This is a genomic window from Arthrobacter sp. NPDC092385 (assembly GCF_044755105.1).
Classification (GTDB): Bacteria; Actinomycetota; Actinomycetes; order Actinomycetales; family Micrococcaceae; genus Arthrobacter_D.
In genome coordinates, this window is record NZ_JBIVQL010000011.1 from 59,667 (window position 1) to 79,259 (window position 19,593).

Here is a 19,593-nt window from a genome sequence, read left to right on the forward strand (position 1 = left end):
GACAGCACATGACCGATTCCACCCCCGCGCCGGCTCGTCGCCAGCGCATCCTCTCCGGCATGCAGCCGTCCGCCGGTTCGCTGCACCTCGGCAACTACCTCGGCGCGCTCGTGCACTGGGTGCGCCTCCAGGAGACGTACGACGCCGTCTTCTTCATCCCGGACCTGCACGCGATCACCGTGCCGCAGGATCCGCAGGAGCTGGCGCAGCGCACCCGCCTCACCGCCGCGCAGTACATCGCCGGAGGCGTCGATCCGGACGAGGCGACGCTCTTCGTGCAGTCGCACGTGCCTGAACACGCGCAGCTCGCGTGGGTGCTCAACTGCATCACCGGCTTCGGCGAGGCATCCCGCATGACCCAGTTCAAGGACAAGGCGTCCAAGCAGGGTACGGACGCCGCGAGCGTCGGGCTCTTCACGTACCCGGTCCTCCAGGCCGCGGACATCCTGCTCTACCAGCCCGACGGCGTCCCGGTCGGCGAGGACCAGCGGCAGCACGTGGAGTTGAGCCGCGACCTCGCCCAGCGCTTCAACTCCCGCTTCGGGGAGACCTTCGTGGTACCGAAGCCCTTCATCCAGAAGGAGTCGGCGAAGATCTACGACCTGCAGAATCCGACGGCGAAGATGTCGAAGTCCGCCTCGTCGGCCGCCGGGCTGATCAACCTGCTGGACGACCCGAAGGTCACGGCCAAGCGCATCAGGTCGGCCGTCACCGACGCCGGCACGGAGATCCGCTTCGACACGGCGGAGAAGCCGGGCATCTCGAACCTGCTCGCGATCTACTCGGCCCTGTCCGGCAAGGGCATCCCCGAGCTCGAGGCGGACTACGAGGGACGGATGTACGGGCACCTCAAGGTGGACCTGGCCGAGGTCGTGGTCGAGGCGCTCACCCCGGTCCGGAACCGCGCCGAGGAACTGCTGTCCGATCCCGCGGAACTCGATCGCCTCCTGGCGAAGGGCGCGGCGAAGGCACGTGCCCTGGCCGCTCCCACGCTCGCCGACGTGTACGCCCGCGTGGGCTTCCTCCCCGCCGCGGCAGCCCTCTGATCCATGTGCGTCCCGACCGGCCGGCCCAGCGGAGCGAGGACAGCCCTGTCCGACTCCCGGATCGACGGCAGCTGCGTGGGGATCACCATCCCCATCCCGGAACCGCTCGCGAGCGACCTGGAGTCGTGGCGGGCGTCCTTCGGTGATCCCATGGCCGCGGTGGTACCGCCGCACATCACGCTCATCACGACGACGCCGGCCTCCGACTGGGACGCGACGATCGATCATGTACGCGCCATCGCCCGGCGGCAGCGGCCATTCACGGTCCGCCTGAGCAGCACGGGCTCCTTCAGGCCGGTGTCGCCGGTGGTGTTCCTGAAGCTCGTCGACGGCTTCGACGAGTGCGTCGACCTGCACTCGAGGCTCCAGGCGGGACCGCTCGAACGCGACCTCGATTTCCCCTTCCATCCGCACGTCACGGTGGCGCACGATGTCTCCGAGGCCGGGATGAATGCGGCCGTCGAGGAACTCCATGCGTTCGAAGCCTCGTTCGAGGTGCGATCCATGGGACTCTACGAGCATGTGCCGTCGGGGCTCTGGAAGCTGAGGGAGGAGCTGCACTTTGGCGAAGACACTGACGGCTCCCAAGCCGCCGCGGGTTGAGCAGCCCTCTCCGGCGAGCCTGACCGACCTCCACCGCAGGGTCGTCGACGCGCAGGTGCGCGTCGGCCGGCTGACCCGCACCGGCAGCGGGGGCTCGGAGCTCCTGCTGGCGCGGGTCGACCTGGCGATCTGCCGGTTCTACACCCTTCGGCCCGTACGGGTCGTCCAGCTCTACTACGAGCGGCGAGGTCCGCTGATGGCGGCCGGGCTGGCATACCGCCTGTTCTTCGCGATCGCGGCACTCCTCGTCGTCGGGTTCGCCGCACTCGGGATCGTCGTCGCGGGCGACGAGGACCTCCGCGAGCTCTCCGTGGACGCCCTCGACCGGGCCGTACCCGGACTGATCGACATGGGGGAGGACGGGCGAGGCCTCGTGACCCCCGCTCGCCTCTTCGATGCCACCAGTGGGCTGGGCTGGACGATCGTCGTCTCGTCGGCCGTGATGCTCGTGACGGCACTCGGCTGGATCGGAGGAATGCGCCAGGCGATGCGCGGGATCTTCGCGCTCCAGCCCGTCACGGCGCCCCCTGTCCTGCTCTGGCTGAAGGACCTCGGCACGCTCGCAGTGCTCGGTGTCATCATGCTCGTGACCACCGGACTCGGGATCGTCGCCACCAACACGCTGGACGCACTCCTGGCCCTCCTCGACCTCGCCGCAGTGGCCCAGGTGCTGACGCAGGCGGCAGGCTTCGCCGTGATGATCCTGCTGGACATCCTCGTGGCCGTGGTGCTGTTCCGCACGGCGTCGGCCATCGAGATGCCGCGCCGGGTCATGCTGCAGGGGGCGATCATCGCGGGGCTCGGGACCACACTGCTACGGACCTTCTCGGCTCAGATCCTCGGCACCTTCGGCAACAATCCGCTGCTGCTGTCCTTCGCCGTGATCCTCGCGCTGTTCATCTGGTTCTTCCTCCTCAGCCAGGTGTACCTGCTGGCGACGGCGTGGTGCGCCGTGGGTACGGCCGACGCCGAGACCAGGGCGCAGCGCGAACACCATGCGAAGGGCGGCACCCTGCGCCAGCGGAGCCGCCGGAAACCCGGCACCGGAAATCCTCCCACCTGACCTGCCCATCCTGCTGCCGGGTGGATCGCCCGTGGCAGTGACATGCACGGGGCACCATGAAGCAGGAAGGGCGGCCCGCTGGTGCGGGCCGCCCTTCCTGGCACATCGAAGTGCGTGGTCACTCGTGTCGGACGTCAGACCCTGCGGGTCAGGATGGCCTGCTTGACCTCGGAGATCGCCTTCGTGACCTGGATGCCGCGGGGGCAGGCCTCCGAGCAGTTGAAGGTGGTCCGGCAGCGCCAGACGCCTTCCTTGTCGTTGAGGATCTCGAGGCGCATGTCGCCGGCGTCATCACGCGAATCGAAGATGAACCGGTGGGCGTTCACGATGGCGGCCGGACCGAAGTACTGTCCATCCGTCCAGAACACCGGGCAGGACGACGTGCACGCGGCGCAGAGGATGCACTTGGTGGTGTCGTCGTAGCGGTCGCGTTCCTCGGCGGACTGCAGCCGCTCCTTCGCGGGTTCGTGGCCCTTGCTGATCAGGAAGGGCATGATCTCGCGGTACGACTGGAAGAAGGGCTCCATGTCCACGATCAGGTCCTTCTCCACGGGCAGGCCCTTGATGGGCTCCACGAGGATGGGCTTGGACGTGTCGAGGTCCTTCAGCAGCGTCTTGCAGGCGAGGCGGTTGCGGCCGTTGATGCGCATGGCATCCGAGCCGCAGACGCCATGGGCGCAGGAGCGGCGGAAGGAGACGGAACCGTCATGCTCCCACTTGACCTTGTGCAGGGCGTCCAGCACGCGGTCCGTGCCGTACATGGTCAGCTGCCACTCGTCCCAGTGGGCCTCGTCCGAGACCTCCGGGTTGTAGCGGCGGACCTTCAGCGTGACGTCGAACGTGGGGATCTCCCCGCCGGCGACGTCCTTGCTGAGCTCGATCTTCGAGGCCGGCTCTTTCTCTACTGTTTCGGTACTCATCAGTACTTACGCTCCATGGGCTGGTATCGGGTGAAGATCACCGGTTTGGTCTCAAGGCGGACGCCGCTGGTCTCAGTGGCGCTGGGGTCCTTGTAGGCCATGGAATGGGTCATGAAGTTCTCGTCGTCGCGCTCGGGGTAATCCTCGCGGAAGTGGCCCCCACGGGACTCCTTGCGGTGGAGTGCCGCCGCCGTCATGACCTTCGCCATGTCGAGGAGGAACCCGAGTTCGACGGCCTCCAGGAGGTCCAGGTTGAACCGCTTGCCCTTGTCCTGCACGGTGATGCGCGTGTAGCGCTCCTCCAGCGAGTCGATCACGCGCAGGGCCTCGAGCAGCGTCTCCTCGGTACGGAACACCTGCACATTGGCGTCCATCACGTCCTGGAGTTCCTTGCGGATCAGGGCGACGCGCTCACCGCCTTCCGAGCTGCGTGCCCGGTTGAGGAGCTCCTCGGTCTCGACCGTGGGGTTCTCGGGGATCTCCACGAAGTCGGCCGTCAGGGCGTATTCCGCGGCAGCGAGACCCGCGCGCTTGCCGAACACGTTGATGTCGAGGAGGGAGTTCGTCCCCAGGCGGTTCGAGCCGTGCACGGAGACGCAGGCGACCTCACCGGCTGCGTACAGCCCGGGAACAACGGTGTCGTTGTCCGCCAGGACCTCCGCCTTGATGTTGGTGGGGATGCCGCCCATGGCGTAGTGCGCCGTCGGGAAGACCGGCACGGGTTCCGTGTAGGGCTCCACGCCGAGGTAGGTACGGGCGAACTCGGTGATGTCGGGGAGCTTCGCGTCGATGTGCGCGGGCTCCAGGTGGGTCAGGTCGAGGAGGACGTAGTCCTTGTTCGGCCCGGCCCCGCGGCCTTCGCGGACCTCGTTCGCCATGGACCGCGCGACGATGTCACGGGGGGCGAGGTCCTTGATGGTCGGCGCGTAGCGCTCCATGAAGCGCTCACCCTCGGAATTGCGGAGGATGGCACCCTCACCGCGTGCGGCCTCGGACAGGAGGATGCCCAGGCCGGCGAGGCCGGTCGGGTGGAACTGGAAGAACTCCATGTCCTCGAGGGGGATGCCGCGACGGAAGGCGATACCCATGCCGTCACCCGTCAGCGTGTGGGCGTTCGACGTCGTCTTGTAGACCTTGCCGACACCGCCCGAGGCGAAGACGACCGACTTCGCCTGGAAGACGTGCAGCTCGCCCGAGGCGAGGTCGTAGGAGACCACGCCGGCGACGCGCTTCTGGATGCGCGTCACGCCGTCGACGGTGACTTCCTCGTCGACCATCAGCAGGTCGAGGACGTAGTACTCGTTGTAGAACTCGACGTTGTGCTTGACGCAGTTCTGGTACAGCGTCTGCAGGATCATGTGCCCCGTGCGGTCGGCGGCGTAGCAGGACCTGCGGACGGGCGCCTTGCCGTGGTCACGGGTGTGTCCGCCGAAGCGCCGCTGGTCGATGCGTCCCTCGGGCGTGCGGTTGAAGGGCAGGCCCATCTTCTCGAGGTCGAGGACCGCCTCGATGGCTTCCTTCGCCATCACCTCGGCCGCGTCCTGGTCGACGAGGTAGTCGCCGCCCTTGACCGTGTCGAAGGTGTGCCACTCCCAGTTGTCCTCCTCGACGTTGGCGAGTGCCGCGCACATGCCACCCTGCGCCGCACCCGTGTGGGAGCGCGTGGGGTAGAGCTTCGTCAGGACGGCGGTGCGGGCGCGCTGCCCTGATTCGATGGCTGCGCGCATCCCTGCGCCGCCGGCGCCGACGATGACGACGTCGTACTTGTGGACCTGCATGCTGGTCGCTCTTTCTGTTGAAACTGGTGGTGCACGCCGGGCGCGGGAGTGCGCCTGCCATGCGGGAACTGCCGGAGGCCGGCAGGTACTACGGTGCGGGGCAGTAGTCCGCGACGTGCGCGACGCCGTCGATGACCGGGCAGGGATCGAAGGTGAAGATCACCAGGGTGCCGAGGACCAGGATGACGACGGTCGCCGTGTAGAGGACTCCCTTGAGCCACATGCGCGTGCTGTTCTTCTCGGCGTAGTCGTTGATGATCACGCGGATGCCGTTGGTGCCGTGCAGCATGGAGAGCCACAACAGTGTCAGGTCCCAGATCTGCCAGACCGGGCTGGCCCACTTGCCGGCCACGAAGCCGAAGTCGATCCCCGTGATGCCGTCACCGGCCACGAGGTTCATGTACAGGTGGACGAGGATCAGCACCAGGAGGATGGCGCCCGAGAGGCGCATGAACAGCCAGGCGAACATCTCGAAATTGCCGCGCGAGGAGGCGGTGCGCGAGTAACCCGGGGCGACGCGGCCCGAGCGGGGGCTTTCAATGGTTGGCGTAGCCATGGGGTACTAACCTCCGAAGACGTGCGAGAGATGGCGGATCGAGAAGGCGATCATGACGACCGCCCAGAGGCCCACGACGCCCCAGAGCATCTGGCGGTGGTACTTGGGGCCCTTCTTCCAGAAGTCCACGAGGATGACGCGGACCCCGTTGAAGGCGTGGAACAGGATGGCTGCGACGAGCCCGAGTTCCCCGAGGCCCATGATCGGGTTCTTGTACGAGGCGATGACGGCGTCGTAGGCTTCCGGCGAAACGCGGACGAGGGATGTGTCCAGGACGTGGACCAGGAGGAAGAAGAAAATCACGACCCCGGTGATCCGGTGGGCGACCCAGGACCATTGGCCTTCGCGGCCACGGTAGAGGGTGCCTGCTGGTGTCAGTGTCTTCGGCATTGAAATTACCTCCCTGCATCGCATGGGCGTTAGCGCGTTATACGCAGGGATTACGCCGGTGCGACAGCACTCTTCGATAAGAATAATGTAGGCCGGTGACACTCCCCGTTCAATTTAGGGGCGCCTCACCTGTGACCTTGTTAACACCTGCGGGTAGCAGGTGGTTCCGGACAGGGGGTGGACGGCGGCTGGTGGCTGCCTGGAGGCCGCGCAGCCGGGATTGCAGGGTTCCGAGGGGGCTCGCCCCCTGTCCGGGCATGCAGGAAGCCCCGCCACCGGCCTCCCGTCGGTTACCGTGGAAGCGATGAGTACCGAGAGGGCGGCTGCCCATACCCCTGACAGTGTCCTGGACCGCTTCCACGGCGTCATTCCCGCGGGAGGCACCGGCACCCGGCTGTGGCCGCTCTCGCGGGCTGCCGCCCCGAAGTTCCTGCACGATCTCACCGGCTCCGGCAGCACCCTGATCCGTGCGACCTACGACCGCCTGCGTCCGCTCTGCGACGGGCGCACCATGGTCGTCACCGGCATCGTGCACCGGCGTGCCGTCCTTGCGCAGCTGCCGGAGATCGAGGACATGAACCTCGTGCTCGAGTCCGAGCCCAAGGATTCCGGGGCGGCCATCGGGCTCGCCGCGGCGATCCTGCACCAGCGCGATCCGACCATCATCATGGGGTCCTTCGCGGCGGACCAGGTCATCGCTCCGGTGGAGGTCTTCCAGGACGCGGTGCGGGAAGCGATCCACACCGCTGCGCGGGGCTACATCGTCACGATCGGCATCAAGCCGACCCATGCCTCGACGGGCTTCGGCTACATCCGTGCAGGCGAACCCCTCGCCGTCGACGGGGCGCCCAGCGCCCACGCCGTGATCGAGTTCGTCGAGAAGCCCTCGCAGGAGATCGCCGACGGCTATATCGAGAGTGGCAACTACTCCTGGAACGCCGGCATGTTCGTGGCGCCGGTCGACCTCATGCTGAAGCACCTGTCCGCGAACGAGCCGGAGCTCTACGCGGGCCTGATGGAGATCGCCGTCGCGTGGGACACCCCCCGCCGCGTCGAGGTGGCCCGCCGCGTCTGGCCCACGCTTCCGAAGATCGCGATCGACTACGCCGTCGCGGAGCCTGCCGCGGCCGCCGGCGACGTCGCCATGATCCCCGGCGAGTTCAGCTGGGACGACGTCGGGGACTTCGCCGCGATCGGCCGGCTGAACCCCGCCGAGGAGAACAGCGAGCTCACGGTCATGGGGGAGGGTGCCCGCGTCTTCTCCGAGAACGCGTCGGGGATCGTGGTCTCCGACACCAAGCGGGTGATCGCCCTCATCGGCATCGACGACGTCGTGATCGTCGACACCCCGGACGCCCTGCTCGTCACCACGAAGGAGCATGCGCAGGAGGTCAAGAAGGCCGTCGAGCGCCTGCGGGCCAGTGGAGACACCGACGTCCTCTAGTCCGCTCGGCCGAAGGGCGGAACCTCCGAGTCGCTGTGCGGGGGCGTCGGCCCCCTGTCGGTAGGCTGAGGGAGTGGAAAAGTCCAGCACCCAGAGCCCGCCGACCGCCCGAGTGGGAGCATCGCTCGAGCCGCTGCTCGCCGAGCTGACCGAGATCCGGCGCGACATCCACCGGCACCCGGAGCTGTCCTACAAGGAGCACCGCACCACCGACCTCATCGTCGCCCGGCTCGAGCAGGCCGGCCTCGCTCCGCAGCGGCTCGACGGCACCGGGGCGTTCGTCGACGTCGGGCAGGGACCGCTCCGGCTCGGCCTGCGGGCCGACATCGACGCGCTGCCGATCATCGAGGAGACGGGGCTCGCGTACGAGTCCGCCTCGACCGGCATCACCCACGCATGCGGACATGACATCCACACCACCGTGATGCTCGGCGTCGCCCTGGTGCTCGCCGATCTCCACGCCCGGGCCCCGTTGCCGGGAACGGTGCGGATCATCTTCCAGCCCGCCGAGGAGATGATGCCCGGCGGTGCCATCGACGTGATAGCACAGGGCGTGCTCGACGGCCTCCCGCGCATCCTGGCGCTGCACTGCGACCCGAGGATCGACGTCGGCCTCGTCGGCACGCGCATCGGCGCGATCACGTCCGCGTCGGACACCCTCCGGGTCGAGCTGAGCGGGCGGGGCGGCCACACCTCGCGCCCGCACCTGACCGAGGACCTCGTGTTCGCCCTGGCATCCATCGCCGTGAACGTGCCGGCCGTCCTGTCGCGCAGGATCGACGTGCGCAGCGCGGTGTCCGTGGTGTGGGGGCAGATCCACTCAGGGTCGGCTCCCAATGCCATCCCCGCCCACGGATTCATGTCGGGCACCCTCCGCTGCCTCGATGCCGAAGCCTGGGAATCCGCGGGCGAGCTGCTCGATCGTGCGGTGCGGGAGGTGGCCGCGCCCTTCGGCGTCGACGTGAAGCTGGAGCACATCCGCGGTGTGCCTCCCGTGGTGAACCAGGAGGCCGAGACCGGGCTCCTGGAGGCGGCAGCCCGCGCCGAACTCGGTCCGGGCGCCGTCGTGCTCACACCGCAGTCCATGGGGGGAGAGGATTTCGCCTGGATGACCCAGGAGGTGCCCGGGGCGATGATGCGGCTCGGGACGCGCACTCCCGGCGGGGAGACGTACGACCTGCACCGTGGGGACTACGCGCCGGACGAGCGTGCCATCGAGTCCGGGATCCGGGTCATGGCTGCCGCGGCGCTGCAGGCCGTGCTGGGCCCGGACTACTGAGCGGTGCCCTTCCGCACACCTCCTCGGTCCGCTGTCCATAACGAAATCCGAACGATCGTTCCCTGCAGGCGGCCCGTGTAGTGTTCCCCGTCACTTGGCCCTTAGGATGTCTCCATACGTGCTGCACCGACGGTGTCGCGGCGCCACGGTCTTTCAGTGAAAACAGTGCCTCGGGTCAATCGTGAACCGTTGATGGACACTCACTGGTATTCGTCCCCGTGGCGCATTTCTTTCCTGGAGGCATTTTGAAGAACTCACTGCGCAGGTTTTCGCGCGGAACCGGTCTGTCCGCCGCCGTTCTCGGCGTATCGGCCCTCGTCCTCTCCGGCTGCGGCGCGCCGCCGGCCGAGGACTCGTCCGGCGGCGGCGCGAGCGCCGAGGCGGGCACCGACTACCTCGGCTGCATCGTCTCCGACTCGGGCGGATTCGACGACCGCTCGTTCAACCAGTCCAGCTACGAAGGACTGAAGAAGGCCGAGGCCGATCTCGGCATCAAGATCAACCAGGCCGAGTCGCAGGCCGAGACCGACTTCGGCCCCAACGTCGACAGCATGGTCCAGGCCGGCTGCAACCTCACCGTCACCGTGGGCTTCCTGCTCGCCGACACCACGAAGGCTGCCGCCGAGCAGAACACGGACGCCAACTTCGCGATCGTCGACGACAACTCGATCGACCTGCCCAACGTCAAGCCGATCATCTACGACACGGCGCAGGCAGCGTTCCTGGCCGGGTACGCAGCGGCGGCGACCAGCGAGTCCGGCAAGGTGGCCACCTACGGCGGCATCAACATCCCGACCGTCACCATCTTCATGGACGGCTTCGCCGAGGGCGTCGCCCACTTCAACGAGGAGACCGGCGGCGACGTCCAGCTCCTCGGCTGGGACAAGGAGAGCCAGAACGGCACCTTCGTCGGCAACTTCGAGGACGCCGCCGCCGGCAAGACCAACACCCAGAACTTCATCAACGAGGGTGCCGACATCATCATGCCGGTCGCCGGTCCGGTGGGTTCCGGAACGCTCGACGCCGTCATCGAGGCCAACGCCGCGGGCAAGGACGTCAAGGCGATCTGGGTCGACTCGGACGGCTACGAGACGGCCGGCAAGGGCGAGGAGTTCATCCTCACCTCCGTCATGAAGCTCATGGGCGACGCCGTCGAGGACGTCATCAGCACCGACGTCGAGGGCAACTTCGACAACGCGCCGTACGTCGGCACCCTGGAGAACGGCGGAGTGGCGCTCGCGCCGTTCCACGACCAGGAGGCCAACGTGCCCGCCGATCTGCAGACCAAGCTCGACGAGCTGAAGGAACAGATCATCTCGGGCGAGATCACGGTCGACTCGGCCGCCAGCCCCAAGTAATACAGCAGCGCAGCGCACACCGCCTTCCTCCTGCGGCACCCCGCCGGGAGGAAGGCGGTTTGCGTTCGGACCGGATGCGTGCCCCGAAGCCGCAGCCGGTATCCTTTCCGATGACCTCCACGGAGACAACAGAACAGAACAGGCTGGCTGGGTTGTGAAACTCGAACTGATCGGCATCACGAAGCGCTTCGGATCGCTCGTCGCCAACGATTCCATCGACCTCGTGGTGGAACCCGGGCAGGTCCACAGCCTGCTCGGTGAGAACGGGGCCGGCAAGTCCACGCTCATGAACGTGCTGTACGGACTGTACGACCCGACCGAGGGCGAGATCCTCGTCAACGACAAGCCCGTGACCTTCAAGGGCCCGGGTGACGCGATGGCTGCGGGCATCGGCATGGTGCACCAGCACTTCATGCTCGTGCCGGTCTTCACCGTGGCAGAGAACGTCGCGCTGGGCAACGAGGCCACGAAGGCGGGCGGCATGCTGAACCTGCAGGAGACGCGCACGCGCATCCGGCAGATCTCGGACCAGTACGGGTTCGACGTCGATCCCGACGCCGTGGTCGAGGACCTCCCGGTCGGAGTGCAGCAGCGCGTCGAGATCATCAAGGCGCTCGTCCGGGACGCCGAGGTGCTGATCCTCGACGAACCGACCGCGGTGCTGACGCCGAAGGAGACGGACGAGCTCCTCGGGATCATGGCGCAGCTGAAGGCCGACGGGAAGTCGATCGTCTTCATCTCCCACAAGCTGCGCGAGGTCAAGGCCGTGTCCGACGTCATCACCGTGATCCGGCGCGGCAGGGTGGTCGGAACGGCCGACCCGAGCGCCCCGACCACCGAGCTCGCGTCCCTCATGGTGGGACGCTCGGTCAGCCTCACGCTCGACAAGAAGCCCGCCGTGCGCGGCGAGGTGACCTTCCGGGTCCGGGACCTCACGGTCCAGGCCGCCAACGGCCAGCGCGTGGTGGACGGCCTGAGCTTCGACGTCGCGCAGGGGGAGATCCTCGCGGTCGCGGGCGTGCAGGGCAACGGCCAGACCGAGCTCACCGAGGCCATCATGGGACTCCAGGACCACGTCACGGGCTCCATCACCCTCGGCGGCGAGGAGCTCGTGGGCCGCAGGGTCAAGGACATCATCCACGCCGGCGTCGGGTTCGTCCCGGAGGACCGCAGCGTCGAGGGCCTCGTCGGCACGTTCTCCGTCGCCGAGAACCTCATCCTCAACCGGTACGACGACGCCCCCTTCGCGCGCGGCCTGTCCATGTCGCCGTCGGCCATCCAGAAGAACGCCGACGAGAAGATCGCCGAGTACGACGTCCGCACGCAGTCGGCCTCCGCGGCGGCCGGCACGCTCTCCGGCGGCAACCAGCAGAAGGTCGTCATGGCCCGTGAGTTCTCGCGGCCGCTCAAACTGTTCATCGCCTCGCAGCCCACCCGCGGCGTCGACGTCGGATCCATCGAGTTCCTGCACCGACGCATCGTCGCGGAGCGCGACGGCGGGACGCCCGTCATCATCGTCTCCACGGAACTCGACGAGGTCCTGGAACTGGCCGACCGGATCGCCGTGCTCTACCGCGGCCGCCTCATGGGCATCGTGCCCGGCGACGTGTCGCGCGATGTCCTCGGCCTCATGATGGCCGGCATGCCCGCCGACGAAGCGCTCGCGCAGGCACACGACGTTCAAGGAGGAAACCTGTGACCCCGCAGGACGACCGGCCGGTACCCCCGGCCAACGACGGCGACGTGCGGCCGACCCGCCGGGAAGCGAAGGACAGCGCTCGCCAGGACGAGGTGCGCCTCGAGAACGCCGTCGAGACGGCGGGCGGTGAGCTCCCGCCTCCCGCCGTTCCCGCGACGGCCGCCGGTCTCGGCGCCGGTCCCTCGCCCGAGTCGACGCTCCTGCAGCGCATCATGACGGGGAACGCGCTCGTCGCCTTCCTGTCCGTGGTCCTCTCCCTGATCCTCGGTGGCCTCCTCATCGCGGTGACGGACCAGAACGTGGCGCGGGCGTCGTCGTACTTCTTCAGCCGGCCCCAGGACACCCTCGGCGCCGCATGGACCGCCGCATCGGGTGCGTACATCGCGCTCTTCCAGGGCTCGGTCTTCAACTTCGAGGGGGACTCCTTCACCCGGATGATCTACCCGCTGACGCAGACCCTGACCGTGGCGACGCCGCTCATCTGCGCGGGGCTCGGCGTGGCGCTCGCCTTCCGAGCGGGTCTCTTCAACATCGGCGCGCAGGGTCAGATCCTGATCGGCGCGACCTTCGCGGGCTGGGTCGGTTTCACGCTGCACCTGCCCGTCGGCATCCACCTGCTGCTCGTGATCCTCGCGGGCATGGTCGGAGGCGCCGTCTGGGCGGGCCTGGTGGGACTCCTCAAGGCCCGCACCGGCGCCCACGAGGTCATCCTCACCATCATGTTCAACTACATCGCGACGAACCTCGTGCTCTACTTCCTCAGCACTCCCGCGTTCCAGCGCCCCGGCTCGACGAACCCGATCAGTCCGCAGCTCGACGCGACGGCCCTGTACCCGCCGCTCCTCGGTCCGGCCTTCCGCCTGCACTGGGGCTTCGTCGTCGCGGTGCTCGCCACCGTCTTCGTGTGGTGGCTGCTCAACCGCTCCACCGTGGGCTTCGAGCTGCGGGCGGTCGGCGCCAACGCGAGCGCGGCCCGCACCGCCGGCGTCAATGTCAGCAAGGGCTACATCCTCGCCATGGCCATCGCCGGTGCCCTCGCGGGCCTCGCCGGAGTGGCCCAGGTGGCCGGGACGGAGAAGGTGCTGACATCGGGTGTCGCCGCGAGCTTCGGCTTCGACGCCATCACCGTCGCACTCCTCGGACGCTCCTCGCCGTGGGGGACGTTCGCGGCGGGCATCCTCTTCGGCGCCTTCCGCGCCGGGGGAGTCACCATGCAGGCCTCGACGGGTACGAGCATCGATATCGTCCTCGTGGTGCAGTCGCTGATCGTCCTCTTCATCGCAGCGCCCCCGCTCGTCCGCGCGCTGTTCCGCCTCCCCACGCCCGGAGCCACGCGCGCCGGCAAGGGCGGCTCCACGACCCGCACGCCAGCCTCGACCGGAGCAGCAGCATGAGCACAGCAACCACCACGGCGCCCGTCCGCGGCGCCGGCGAGGCGAACGTACGGAGTTGGAAGAATCCGATCATCCTCTCCGTCGTCGCCCTCTTCGCCCTCCTCGTCTTCGCGCTCGGCGCACCGGGCAACGACGTCACGTTCAGGCTCTCCGAGGAGAACGATCCGATCGTCCTTCCGTCGATCGTGGTCTCCGCCCCGGTGATCGGGTGGATCGCGGCCCTGGCGATGCTCGGCCTCGCCGTCCTCGCGATCCTCCGCACCCGCTCGGGGCGGAAGGTACCCGCCTGGGTTCTGGCGGTGTTCGCCGTCCTGTTCCTCGTCGCCTTCCTCACCTGGGTGGTCGGCAGCGCGCGCACCCCGAACGTCGCCCTCTACGGGCTCCTCGCGGGGTCGGTGACCCTCGCGGTCCCGCTGATCTTCGGTTCGCTCTCGGGCGTGCTCTGCGAGCGGTCCGGCGTGGTCAACATCGCCATCGAGGGACAGCTCCTCTTCGGGGCCTTCGCCGCAGCGGTGGCCGGATCGCTCTCGGGCAGCGCCGTCGTGGGGCTCCTGGCGGCGGCGGTCGCCGGCGTCCTCGTGTCCCTCGTCCTGGCCGTCTTCAGCATCCGGTACGTGGTGAACCAGGTGATCGTCGGCGTGGTGCTGAACGTGCTCGTCTCCGGTCTCACGGGCTTCCTGTTCTCCGCCGTGCTGAGCGAGGACGCGGAACGGTGGAACTCGCCGCCGCGCCTGCCCGTGATCGAGATCCCGCTGCTCGCGGACATCCCGGTGATCGGCCCGATCCTGTTCCAGCAGACCATCGTCGGCTACCTGATGTACGTCGCGGTCGCCGTGGTCTACGTGGCGCTCTACCACTCGCGCTGGGGCCTGCGGACGCGCGCCGTCGGCGAGCACCCGAAGGCGGCGGACACCCTGGGCGTGAACGTCAACCGGATGCGCTTCATGAACGTGCTGCTCGCCGGCGTCGTGGCGGGCATCGGCGGGTCCTTCTTCACGCTCGTGGCCGTCTCCGGCTTCGGCCGCGACATGACGGCGGGCCAGGGCTACATCGCCCTGGCAGCGCTCATCTTCGGGCGCTGGAATCCGATCGGCGCGTTCTTCGCGGCCCTGCTGTTCGGCTTCGCCACCAACCTGTCCAACGTGCTGAGCCTGCTCGGCACGCCGGTGCCGGACCAGTTCCTGCGCATGCTGCCCTACGTGGTGACGGTCTTCGCGGTCGCGGGCCTCGTGGGCCGCTCGAGGGCACCGGGAGCCAGCGGCATCCCGTACATCAAGGGCTAGGAGGCTCAGCAGCATGACCGAGAACGAGATCCCCGAGAACGAGATCCCCTGGGACGAGCTCGCCGCCACGGCGAGGGACGCGATGGAACGCGCCTACGTCCCCTATTCGAAGTACCCCGTGGGAGCTGCGGCACTGCTCGACGACGGCCGGATCATCTCCGGCTGCAACGTGGAGAACGCCTCCTACGGCCTGACCCTGTGCGCCGAGTGCGCGCTCGTCAGCGCGCTGGCCATGAGCGGCGGCGGGCGCATCCGGGCCTTCAGCTGCGTGGACGGCGAGGGCAATACCCTCATGCCGTGCGGGCGTTGCCGCCAGTTGCTCTACGAGTTCAGGGCGCCGGAGATGGTGCTCATGACGGTGAGCGGCATCCGCACCATGGACGAGGTCCTGCCGGACGCCTTCGGCCCGCAGCACCTCGCCTGACCCGGGGGCGCGGCCGCACGGGCCGCGCCCCTCCCGTCCAGTCCGAACCACCGAGACCGTGCGGAGCCCACGAGGAGCCGGACGGTCATCCGAACAACCCGAGGATCCGCCATGACCGAAGCCTTCGACGCCGTCGACATCATCCGAACCAAGCGTGACAGGGGCACGCTGAGCCCCGAGCAGATCGACTGGACCATCGACGCCTACACGCGCGGCGTCATCGCCGACGAGCAGATGGCGGCCCTCAACATGGCGATCCTGCTCAACGGCATGGACCGGGCAGAGATCTCCCGCTGGACGGCGGCCATGATCGCCTCGGGGGAGCGCATGGACTTCTCCTCGCTCGGTCGCCCGACCAGCGACAAGCACTCCACCGGCGGCGTGGGTGACAAGATCACACTGCCGCTCGCGCCACTGGTCGCCGTGTTCGGCGTGGCGGTCCCGCAGCTCTCCGGGCGCGGGCTCGGCCACACCGGAGGAACCCTCGACAAGCTCGAGTCCATCCCCGGCTGGCAGGCACACCTCAGCAACGACGACATGATGCGGCAGCTCGCGGAGGTGGGCGCCGTCATCTGCGCCGCAGGCACCGGCCTCGCGCCCGCCGACAAGAAGCTCTACGCCCTGCGCGACGTCACCGGCACCGTGGAGGCCATCCCACTCATCGCGTCCTCGATCATGAGCAAGAAGATCGCCGAGGGGACCGGTTCGCTCGTCCTGGACGTGAAGGTCGGCAGCGGCGCGTTCATGAAGGACCTCGACCAGGCGCGCGAGCTCGCCGAGACCATGGTGGCGCTCGGCAAGGACGCCGGCGTCAACACCGTGGCGCTCCTCACCGACATGAGCACCCCGCTCGGCCTCACCGCCGGCAACGCCATCGAGGTCGAGGAATCCGTGGAGGTGCTCGCGGGCGGCGGGCCGGCCGACGTCGTCGAGCTCACCGTGCGCCTCGCGGAGGAGATGCTGGCCTGCGCCGGGGTGCACGACGCCGATCCCGCGGCCGCGCTGAGGGACGGCCGCGCGATGGACGTGTGGAACAGGATGATCGAGGCACAGGGCGGGGATCCCCGCGCCGCGCTGCCGGTCGCGAAGGAGTCCGAGGTGATCCTCGCACCGGCCGACGGCGTCCTCGTGGGACTCGACGCGCTCTCGGTCGGCATCGCGGCATGGCGTCTCGGTGCCGGCCGCGCCCGCAAGGAGGACCAGGTGCAGGCAGGCGCGGGCGTGCGGCTGCACGCGAAGCCCGGCGCCCACGTGCGGGCCGGCGAGCCGCTCATGACGCTGCTCACCGATACGCCGGACAAGTTCGACCGAGCCCGCGAGGCCCTGGCCGATGCCGTCGTGATCGCTCCGGAAGGATCACGCCCGGCACATCAGCTCATCATCGACCGCATCGCCTAGCCGTACCGGCCGTGACCGGGGAAACCCCCTAGGGGCACGGCCCGTGGGCCTCATCCCATGGGGTGAGGCCCGCCGCGGCGCAGGTCGCCCACAAGGGCGACGACCCGGCCGGGGGCCCGCCGGTAGCGTCGAAGGCAGGCGCAGGGTGACGCATCGCGGTTCGACCGGAACCGCGGCACTCCGGCGTCGGGCCCCGGTTTCCGCTTCCGTTCCCGTCCAGGGATGCGGACACGCGGGGCGGACGAGCGGAGGAACCCCGGATGGACGCGATGACCAGCGCACTCGACGGCATCAGCGGGTTCGTGCTCGCCGCTGCCGAGCAACCCTGGGTGTACCTCCTCGTCCTCGTCTGCTGTGTGGTGGACGGGTTCTTCCCGCCGTTCCCCAGCGAATCCGTCGTCGTGGGGCTCGCGTCCCTCGTCATCACGCAGGGCGTCCCGAACCCGTGGCTGCTGATCCTCGTCGCAGCCCTGGGCGCGTTCCTCGGCGACAACGTCGCCTACGGGATCGGCCGGGGGATCGGTACCACCCGGTTCCGCTGGATGAGGCGGCCCCGGGTGCAGCGGTCCTTCAGCTGGGCGGGCACCGAACTCTCGAAGAGGGCCGCGTCGCTGATCCTCGTGGCGCGCTTCATCCCGATCGGGCGCGTGGCCGTCAACCTGACGGCCGGGGCGACCGGCTACTCGCGGCGCCGCTTCGTGGCCCTCACGGCGCTCTCCGGGACGGTGTGGGCGGGCTACTCGGTGGGTATCGGCGCCGTCGCCGGGACCTGGTTCGAGCACAACCACCTGCTCGGTGTCGCCGTGGCCGTCGGGATCGCCGTCGGCATCGGCTTCGTCGTGGACCGCGTGATCGCACTGGTCCGTGGGGCGACGCCGCTCCGGGCCTCCCTCGAGGAGGTCCAGGAGGAGGCCGGGCCGGTCCGGGAGACGAGCCCCTCGTGAGGCGCATCGCGTAGGCTTGGCAGCGTGACCCACACCCAGAACGACGCCGTCTCCGACGCTGCCATCGACATCCAGACCCTGCCGAAGATCTCGCTGCACGACCACCTCGACGGCGGCCTGCGGCCGGCCACCATCCTCGAACTCGCCGCCGGGATCGGCCACGAACTGCCGGCGTCGGATGCCGAGTCCCTCGGGCGCTGGTTCCGCGAGTCCGCGGACTCCGGCTCGCTCGAGCGGTACCTCGAGACCTTCGACCACACCATCGCCGTCATGCAGACGCGCGAGGGCCTCATTCGGGTGGCCAAAGAGTTCGTGGAGGACCTCGCGCTCGACGGCGTGGTCTACGGCGAGGTGCGCTGGGCACCCGAGCAGCACACGCAGAAGGGGCTGACGCTCGACGAGGCCGTCGAGGCCGTGCAGGAGGGCCTGGAGGCGGGCGCCGCCGCGGCCATCGCCGCCGGACGCCTCATCCAGGTGGGCCAGCTCATCACCGCCATGCGCCACGCCGACCGCGGCCAGGAGATCGCGGAGCTCGCGGTGCGCCACCGTGATCGCGGCGCCGTCGGCTTCGACATCGCCGGAGCGGAGAACGGCTTCCTGCCGTCGCGCTTCACTGAGGCGTTCACGTACCTCGCCTCGGAGCAGTTCCCGGTGACCGTCCACGCGGGTGAGGCAGCCGGGCTGGAGAGCATCCAGGACGCCCTCGTCGCGGGTCGGGCCCTGCGCCTCGGCCACGGCGTCCGCATCGCCGAGGACATCGAGATCGAGGAATCCGCGGACGAGGAGGCGGCGGACGGCGAGGAAGTCGGCATCGCGAACCTCGGCCGCCTCGCCTCGTGGGTCCGCGACCGGGGCATCCCGCTCGAGCTGTGCCCGTCGTCCAACCTGCAGACCGGTGCCGTCGAGGCCTTCGGGAACACCATCGACGCCCACCCCTTTGACCTGCTGTACCAGCTCGGCTTCAAGGTCACCGTGAACACGGACAACCGGCTCATGAGCGGAGTGACCCTTACGGGCGAGTTCGAACTGCTCGTCGACACCTTCGGCTACGACCTGGGCGACCTGCTGGAGCTCACGCTCAACGCCGTCGACGCCGCCTTCCTGCCGCTCGAGGACCGCGAGGCGCTCGCCGAGCACATCGCCGTGAGCTTCGACCGGGCTGCCGACCAGGCGTCCGCCTGACGAACGCGGGAGCGGACCCGGTGGCGGAGCCCGCGGCAGGCGCCGCACCCGGACCGCTCCCCGGCGCGGCGGTCGATCGCCTCGTCCAGGTGGTGGACCTGCTGCGGCGCCACTGTCCGTGGACGGCCGCGCTGGACCACGCGGGCCTGCTCGAGTACCTGGTGGAGGAGACGTACGAGCTCTACGAGGCCGTCGACGACGTCGCCCGGTCCGGGGAACCCGACGCCCACCTCCTCGGGGAGCTGCGCGGTGAACTCGGCGATGTCCTGTTCCAGGTGGTCCTCCACGCGCAGCTGCAGGCCGAGCAGGGCTCCTTCGGGCTGGCCGACGTGGCGGAAGGGCTCACGGCGAAGCTCGTCCGCCGGAACCCGCACGTGTTCCGGCCGGACGGCTCGCTGCAGGGCGCCTTCCCCGCATCGGTGGACGAGATCGTGGCGACCTGGCAGGCGGTCAAGCAGCAGGAGCGGCCCGGCCGCACCTCGCCCTTCGACGGCATTCCCCGCCACCTTCCCGCCCTCGCCTTCGCCGCCAAGACGGTCAAGCGCGCGGGGGAGGCCGGTGACGGCCGGGCCGGGTCCGGAGAGGCCGAGATCGGCGGCGAGCTGCTGGAGGTGGTCCGCCGGGCCGTCGCAGCCGGTGTCGATCCCGAGCGGGCACTGCGCCGTGCTGTGCTGGACTACCAGCAGGGCGTCCCCGACGGTGCGTGAGCATCGCGGGACACGGGGCCGCGGCGTCACATCCGGGTGATGCACACCACGGCCGTGACTGCGTGAACTAGGCTGGAGCAACACCTCCGTTGCTCTGACAAAGACGTCCCAACAAGATGTGAACC

Annotated in this window: 18 protein-coding genes; 14 read left to right on the forward strand and 4 right to left on the reverse strand. The window is 68.9% G+C overall.

Translation table 11 applies throughout. The annotated features are described in order from the left end of the window. Window positions 1–8: 8 nt before the first annotated feature. The 3 genes from trpS to ACIQCY_RS14175 are packed head-to-tail and all read left to right on the forward strand — an operon-like array spanning window position 9 to window position 2,712. Entirely contained in the window at window positions 9–1,046 is a 1,038-nt protein-coding gene (trpS, locus tag ACIQCY_RS14165; protein WP_400484540.1) for a tryptophan--tRNA ligase, read from the forward strand. Between the two features lie 3 nt (window positions 1,047–1,049). After that, entirely contained in the window at window positions 1,050–1,649 is a 600-nt protein-coding gene (locus ACIQCY_RS14170; RefSeq protein ID WP_400484541.1) for a 2'-5' RNA ligase family protein, read from the forward strand. Beyond that, window positions 1,609–2,712: a YihY/virulence factor BrkB family protein gene (locus ACIQCY_RS14175; RefSeq protein WP_400484542.1), complete on the forward strand. Its 1,104-nt coding sequence runs from the start codon at window positions 1,609–1,611 to the stop codon at window positions 2,710–2,712. The genes ACIQCY_RS14170 and ACIQCY_RS14175 overlap by 41 nt, the downstream gene beginning before the upstream one ends. Before the next feature lie 134 nt (window positions 2,713–2,846). On the opposite strand, the gene ACIQCY_RS14180 is transcribed toward ACIQCY_RS14175, so the two are convergent. From ACIQCY_RS14180 to sdhC, 4 genes are all read right to left on the reverse strand, one after another. Further along, window positions 2,847–3,632, reverse strand: coding sequence for a succinate dehydrogenase iron-sulfur subunit (locus tag ACIQCY_RS14180; protein ID WP_400484543.1), 786 nt, complete (start codon window positions 3,630–3,632; stop codon window positions 2,847–2,849). Continuing rightward, a complete protein-coding gene (sdhA, locus tag ACIQCY_RS14185; RefSeq protein ID WP_400484544.1) occupies window positions 3,632–5,410 on the reverse strand; it encodes a succinate dehydrogenase flavoprotein subunit in 1,779 nt (592 codons plus the stop codon). The genes ACIQCY_RS14180 and sdhA overlap by 1 nt, the downstream gene beginning before the upstream one ends. A gap of 88 nt (window positions 5,411–5,498) precedes the next feature. Continuing rightward, window positions 5,499–5,966 (reverse strand): succinate dehydrogenase hydrophobic membrane anchor subunit, encoded by a 468-nt coding sequence (locus ACIQCY_RS14190; RefSeq protein ID WP_400484545.1) that lies wholly within the window; start codon window positions 5,964–5,966, stop codon window positions 5,499–5,501. 6 nt (window positions 5,967–5,972) lie between these two features. Further along, complete coding sequence (gene sdhC, locus ACIQCY_RS14195; protein WP_400484546.1) at window positions 5,973–6,356, reverse strand: succinate dehydrogenase, cytochrome b556 subunit; 384 nt, start codon at window positions 6,354–6,356, stop codon at window positions 5,973–5,975. 304 nt (window positions 6,357–6,660) lie between these two features. On the opposite strand from sdhC, the gene ACIQCY_RS14200 reads away from it, so the two are divergent. From ACIQCY_RS14200 to ACIQCY_RS14250, 11 genes are all read left to right on the forward strand, one after another. Beyond that, window positions 6,661–7,800: a mannose-1-phosphate guanylyltransferase gene (locus ACIQCY_RS14200; RefSeq protein ID WP_400484547.1), complete on the forward strand. Its 1,140-nt coding sequence runs from the start codon at window positions 6,661–6,663 to the stop codon at window positions 7,798–7,800. A 73-nt stretch (window positions 7,801–7,873) separates the two neighbouring features. Beyond that, window positions 7,874–9,079 carry an amidohydrolase gene (locus tag ACIQCY_RS14205; RefSeq protein ID WP_400484548.1) on the forward strand — a complete coding sequence of 402 codons (1,206 nt, stop codon included), beginning with the start codon at window positions 7,874–7,876 and terminating at the stop codon, window positions 9,077–9,079. A 245-nt stretch (window positions 9,080–9,324) separates the two neighbouring features. Then, entirely contained in the window at window positions 9,325–10,437 is a 1,113-nt protein-coding gene (locus ACIQCY_RS14210; RefSeq protein WP_400484549.1) for a BMP family protein, read from the forward strand. Between the two features lie 154 nt (window positions 10,438–10,591). Then, window positions 10,592–12,136 (forward strand): ABC transporter ATP-binding protein, encoded by a 1,545-nt coding sequence (locus ACIQCY_RS14215; RefSeq protein WP_400484550.1) that lies wholly within the window; start codon window positions 10,592–10,594, stop codon window positions 12,134–12,136. Continuing rightward, a complete protein-coding gene (locus tag ACIQCY_RS14220) occupies window positions 12,133–13,530 on the forward strand; it encodes an ABC transporter permease (RefSeq protein ID WP_400484551.1) in 1,398 nt (465 codons plus the stop codon). The genes ACIQCY_RS14215 and ACIQCY_RS14220 overlap by 4 nt, the downstream gene beginning before the upstream one ends. Continuing rightward, a complete protein-coding gene (locus ACIQCY_RS14225) occupies window positions 13,527–14,813 on the forward strand; it encodes an ABC transporter permease (RefSeq protein ID WP_400484552.1) in 1,287 nt (428 codons plus the stop codon). The genes ACIQCY_RS14220 and ACIQCY_RS14225 overlap by 4 nt, the downstream gene beginning before the upstream one ends. A gap of 13 nt (window positions 14,814–14,826) precedes the next feature. Beyond that, entirely contained in the window at window positions 14,827–15,237 is a 411-nt protein-coding gene (locus ACIQCY_RS14230; protein ID WP_400484553.1) for a cytidine deaminase, read from the forward strand. A gap of 111 nt (window positions 15,238–15,348) precedes the next feature. After that, on the forward strand, window positions 15,349–16,635 hold the full coding sequence (locus ACIQCY_RS14235) for a thymidine phosphorylase (RefSeq protein ID WP_400484554.1): 1,287 nt from the start codon (window positions 15,349–15,351) through the stop codon (window positions 16,633–16,635). Between the two features lie 260 nt (window positions 16,636–16,895). Further along, window positions 16,896–17,579 (forward strand): DedA family protein, encoded by a 684-nt coding sequence (locus tag ACIQCY_RS14240; protein WP_400484555.1) that lies wholly within the window; start codon window positions 16,896–16,898, stop codon window positions 17,577–17,579. Window positions 17,580–17,603: 24 nt separating this feature from the next. Then, window positions 17,604–18,761 (forward strand): adenosine deaminase, encoded by a 1,158-nt coding sequence (locus ACIQCY_RS14245; RefSeq protein WP_400484556.1) that lies wholly within the window; start codon window positions 17,604–17,606, stop codon window positions 18,759–18,761. Between the two features lie 20 nt (window positions 18,762–18,781). Further along, window positions 18,782–19,468: a MazG nucleotide pyrophosphohydrolase domain-containing protein gene (locus tag ACIQCY_RS14250; RefSeq protein WP_400484557.1), complete on the forward strand. Its 687-nt coding sequence runs from the start codon at window positions 18,782–18,784 to the stop codon at window positions 19,466–19,468. Window positions 19,469–19,593: the final 125 nt, after the last annotated feature.

Bases quoted from the DNA above. Each gene is read 5' to 3' on its own strand.
- ACIQCY_RS14235 (WP_400484554.1), top strand. From the start codon at position 15,349: ATGACCGAAGCCTTCGACGCCGTCGACATCATCCGAACCAAGCGTGAC.
- ACIQCY_RS14240 (WP_400484555.1), top strand. From the start codon at position 16,896: ATGGACGCGATGACCAGCGCACTCGACGGCATCAGCGGGTTCGTGCTC.
- ACIQCY_RS14225 (WP_400484552.1), top strand. From the start codon at position 13,527: ATGAGCACAGCAACCACCACGGCGCCCGTCCGCGGCGCCGGCGAGGCG.
- ACIQCY_RS14190 (WP_400484545.1), bottom strand. From the start codon at position 5,966: ATGGCTACGCCAACCATTGAAAGCCCCCGCTCGGGCCGCGTCGCCCCG.
- ACIQCY_RS14200 (WP_400484547.1), top strand. From the start codon at position 6,661: ATGAGTACCGAGAGGGCGGCTGCCCATACCCCTGACAGTGTCCTGGAC.
- sdhA (WP_400484544.1), bottom strand. From the start codon at position 5,410: ATGCAGGTCCACAAGTACGACGTCGTCATCGTCGGCGCCGGCGGCGCA.
- ACIQCY_RS14230 (WP_400484553.1), top strand. From the start codon at position 14,827: ATGACCGAGAACGAGATCCCCGAGAACGAGATCCCCTGGGACGAGCTC.
- ACIQCY_RS14180 (WP_400484543.1), bottom strand. From the start codon at position 3,632: ATGAGTACCGAAACAGTAGAGAAAGAGCCGGCCTCGAAGATCGAGCTC.
- ACIQCY_RS14170 (WP_400484541.1), top strand. From the start codon at position 1,050: ATGTGCGTCCCGACCGGCCGGCCCAGCGGAGCGAGGACAGCCCTGTCC.
- sdhC (WP_400484546.1), bottom strand. From the start codon at position 6,356: ATGCCGAAGACACTGACACCAGCAGGCACCCTCTACCGTGGCCGCGAA.
- trpS (WP_400484540.1), top strand. From the start codon at position 9: ATGACCGATTCCACCCCCGCGCCGGCTCGTCGCCAGCGCATCCTCTCC.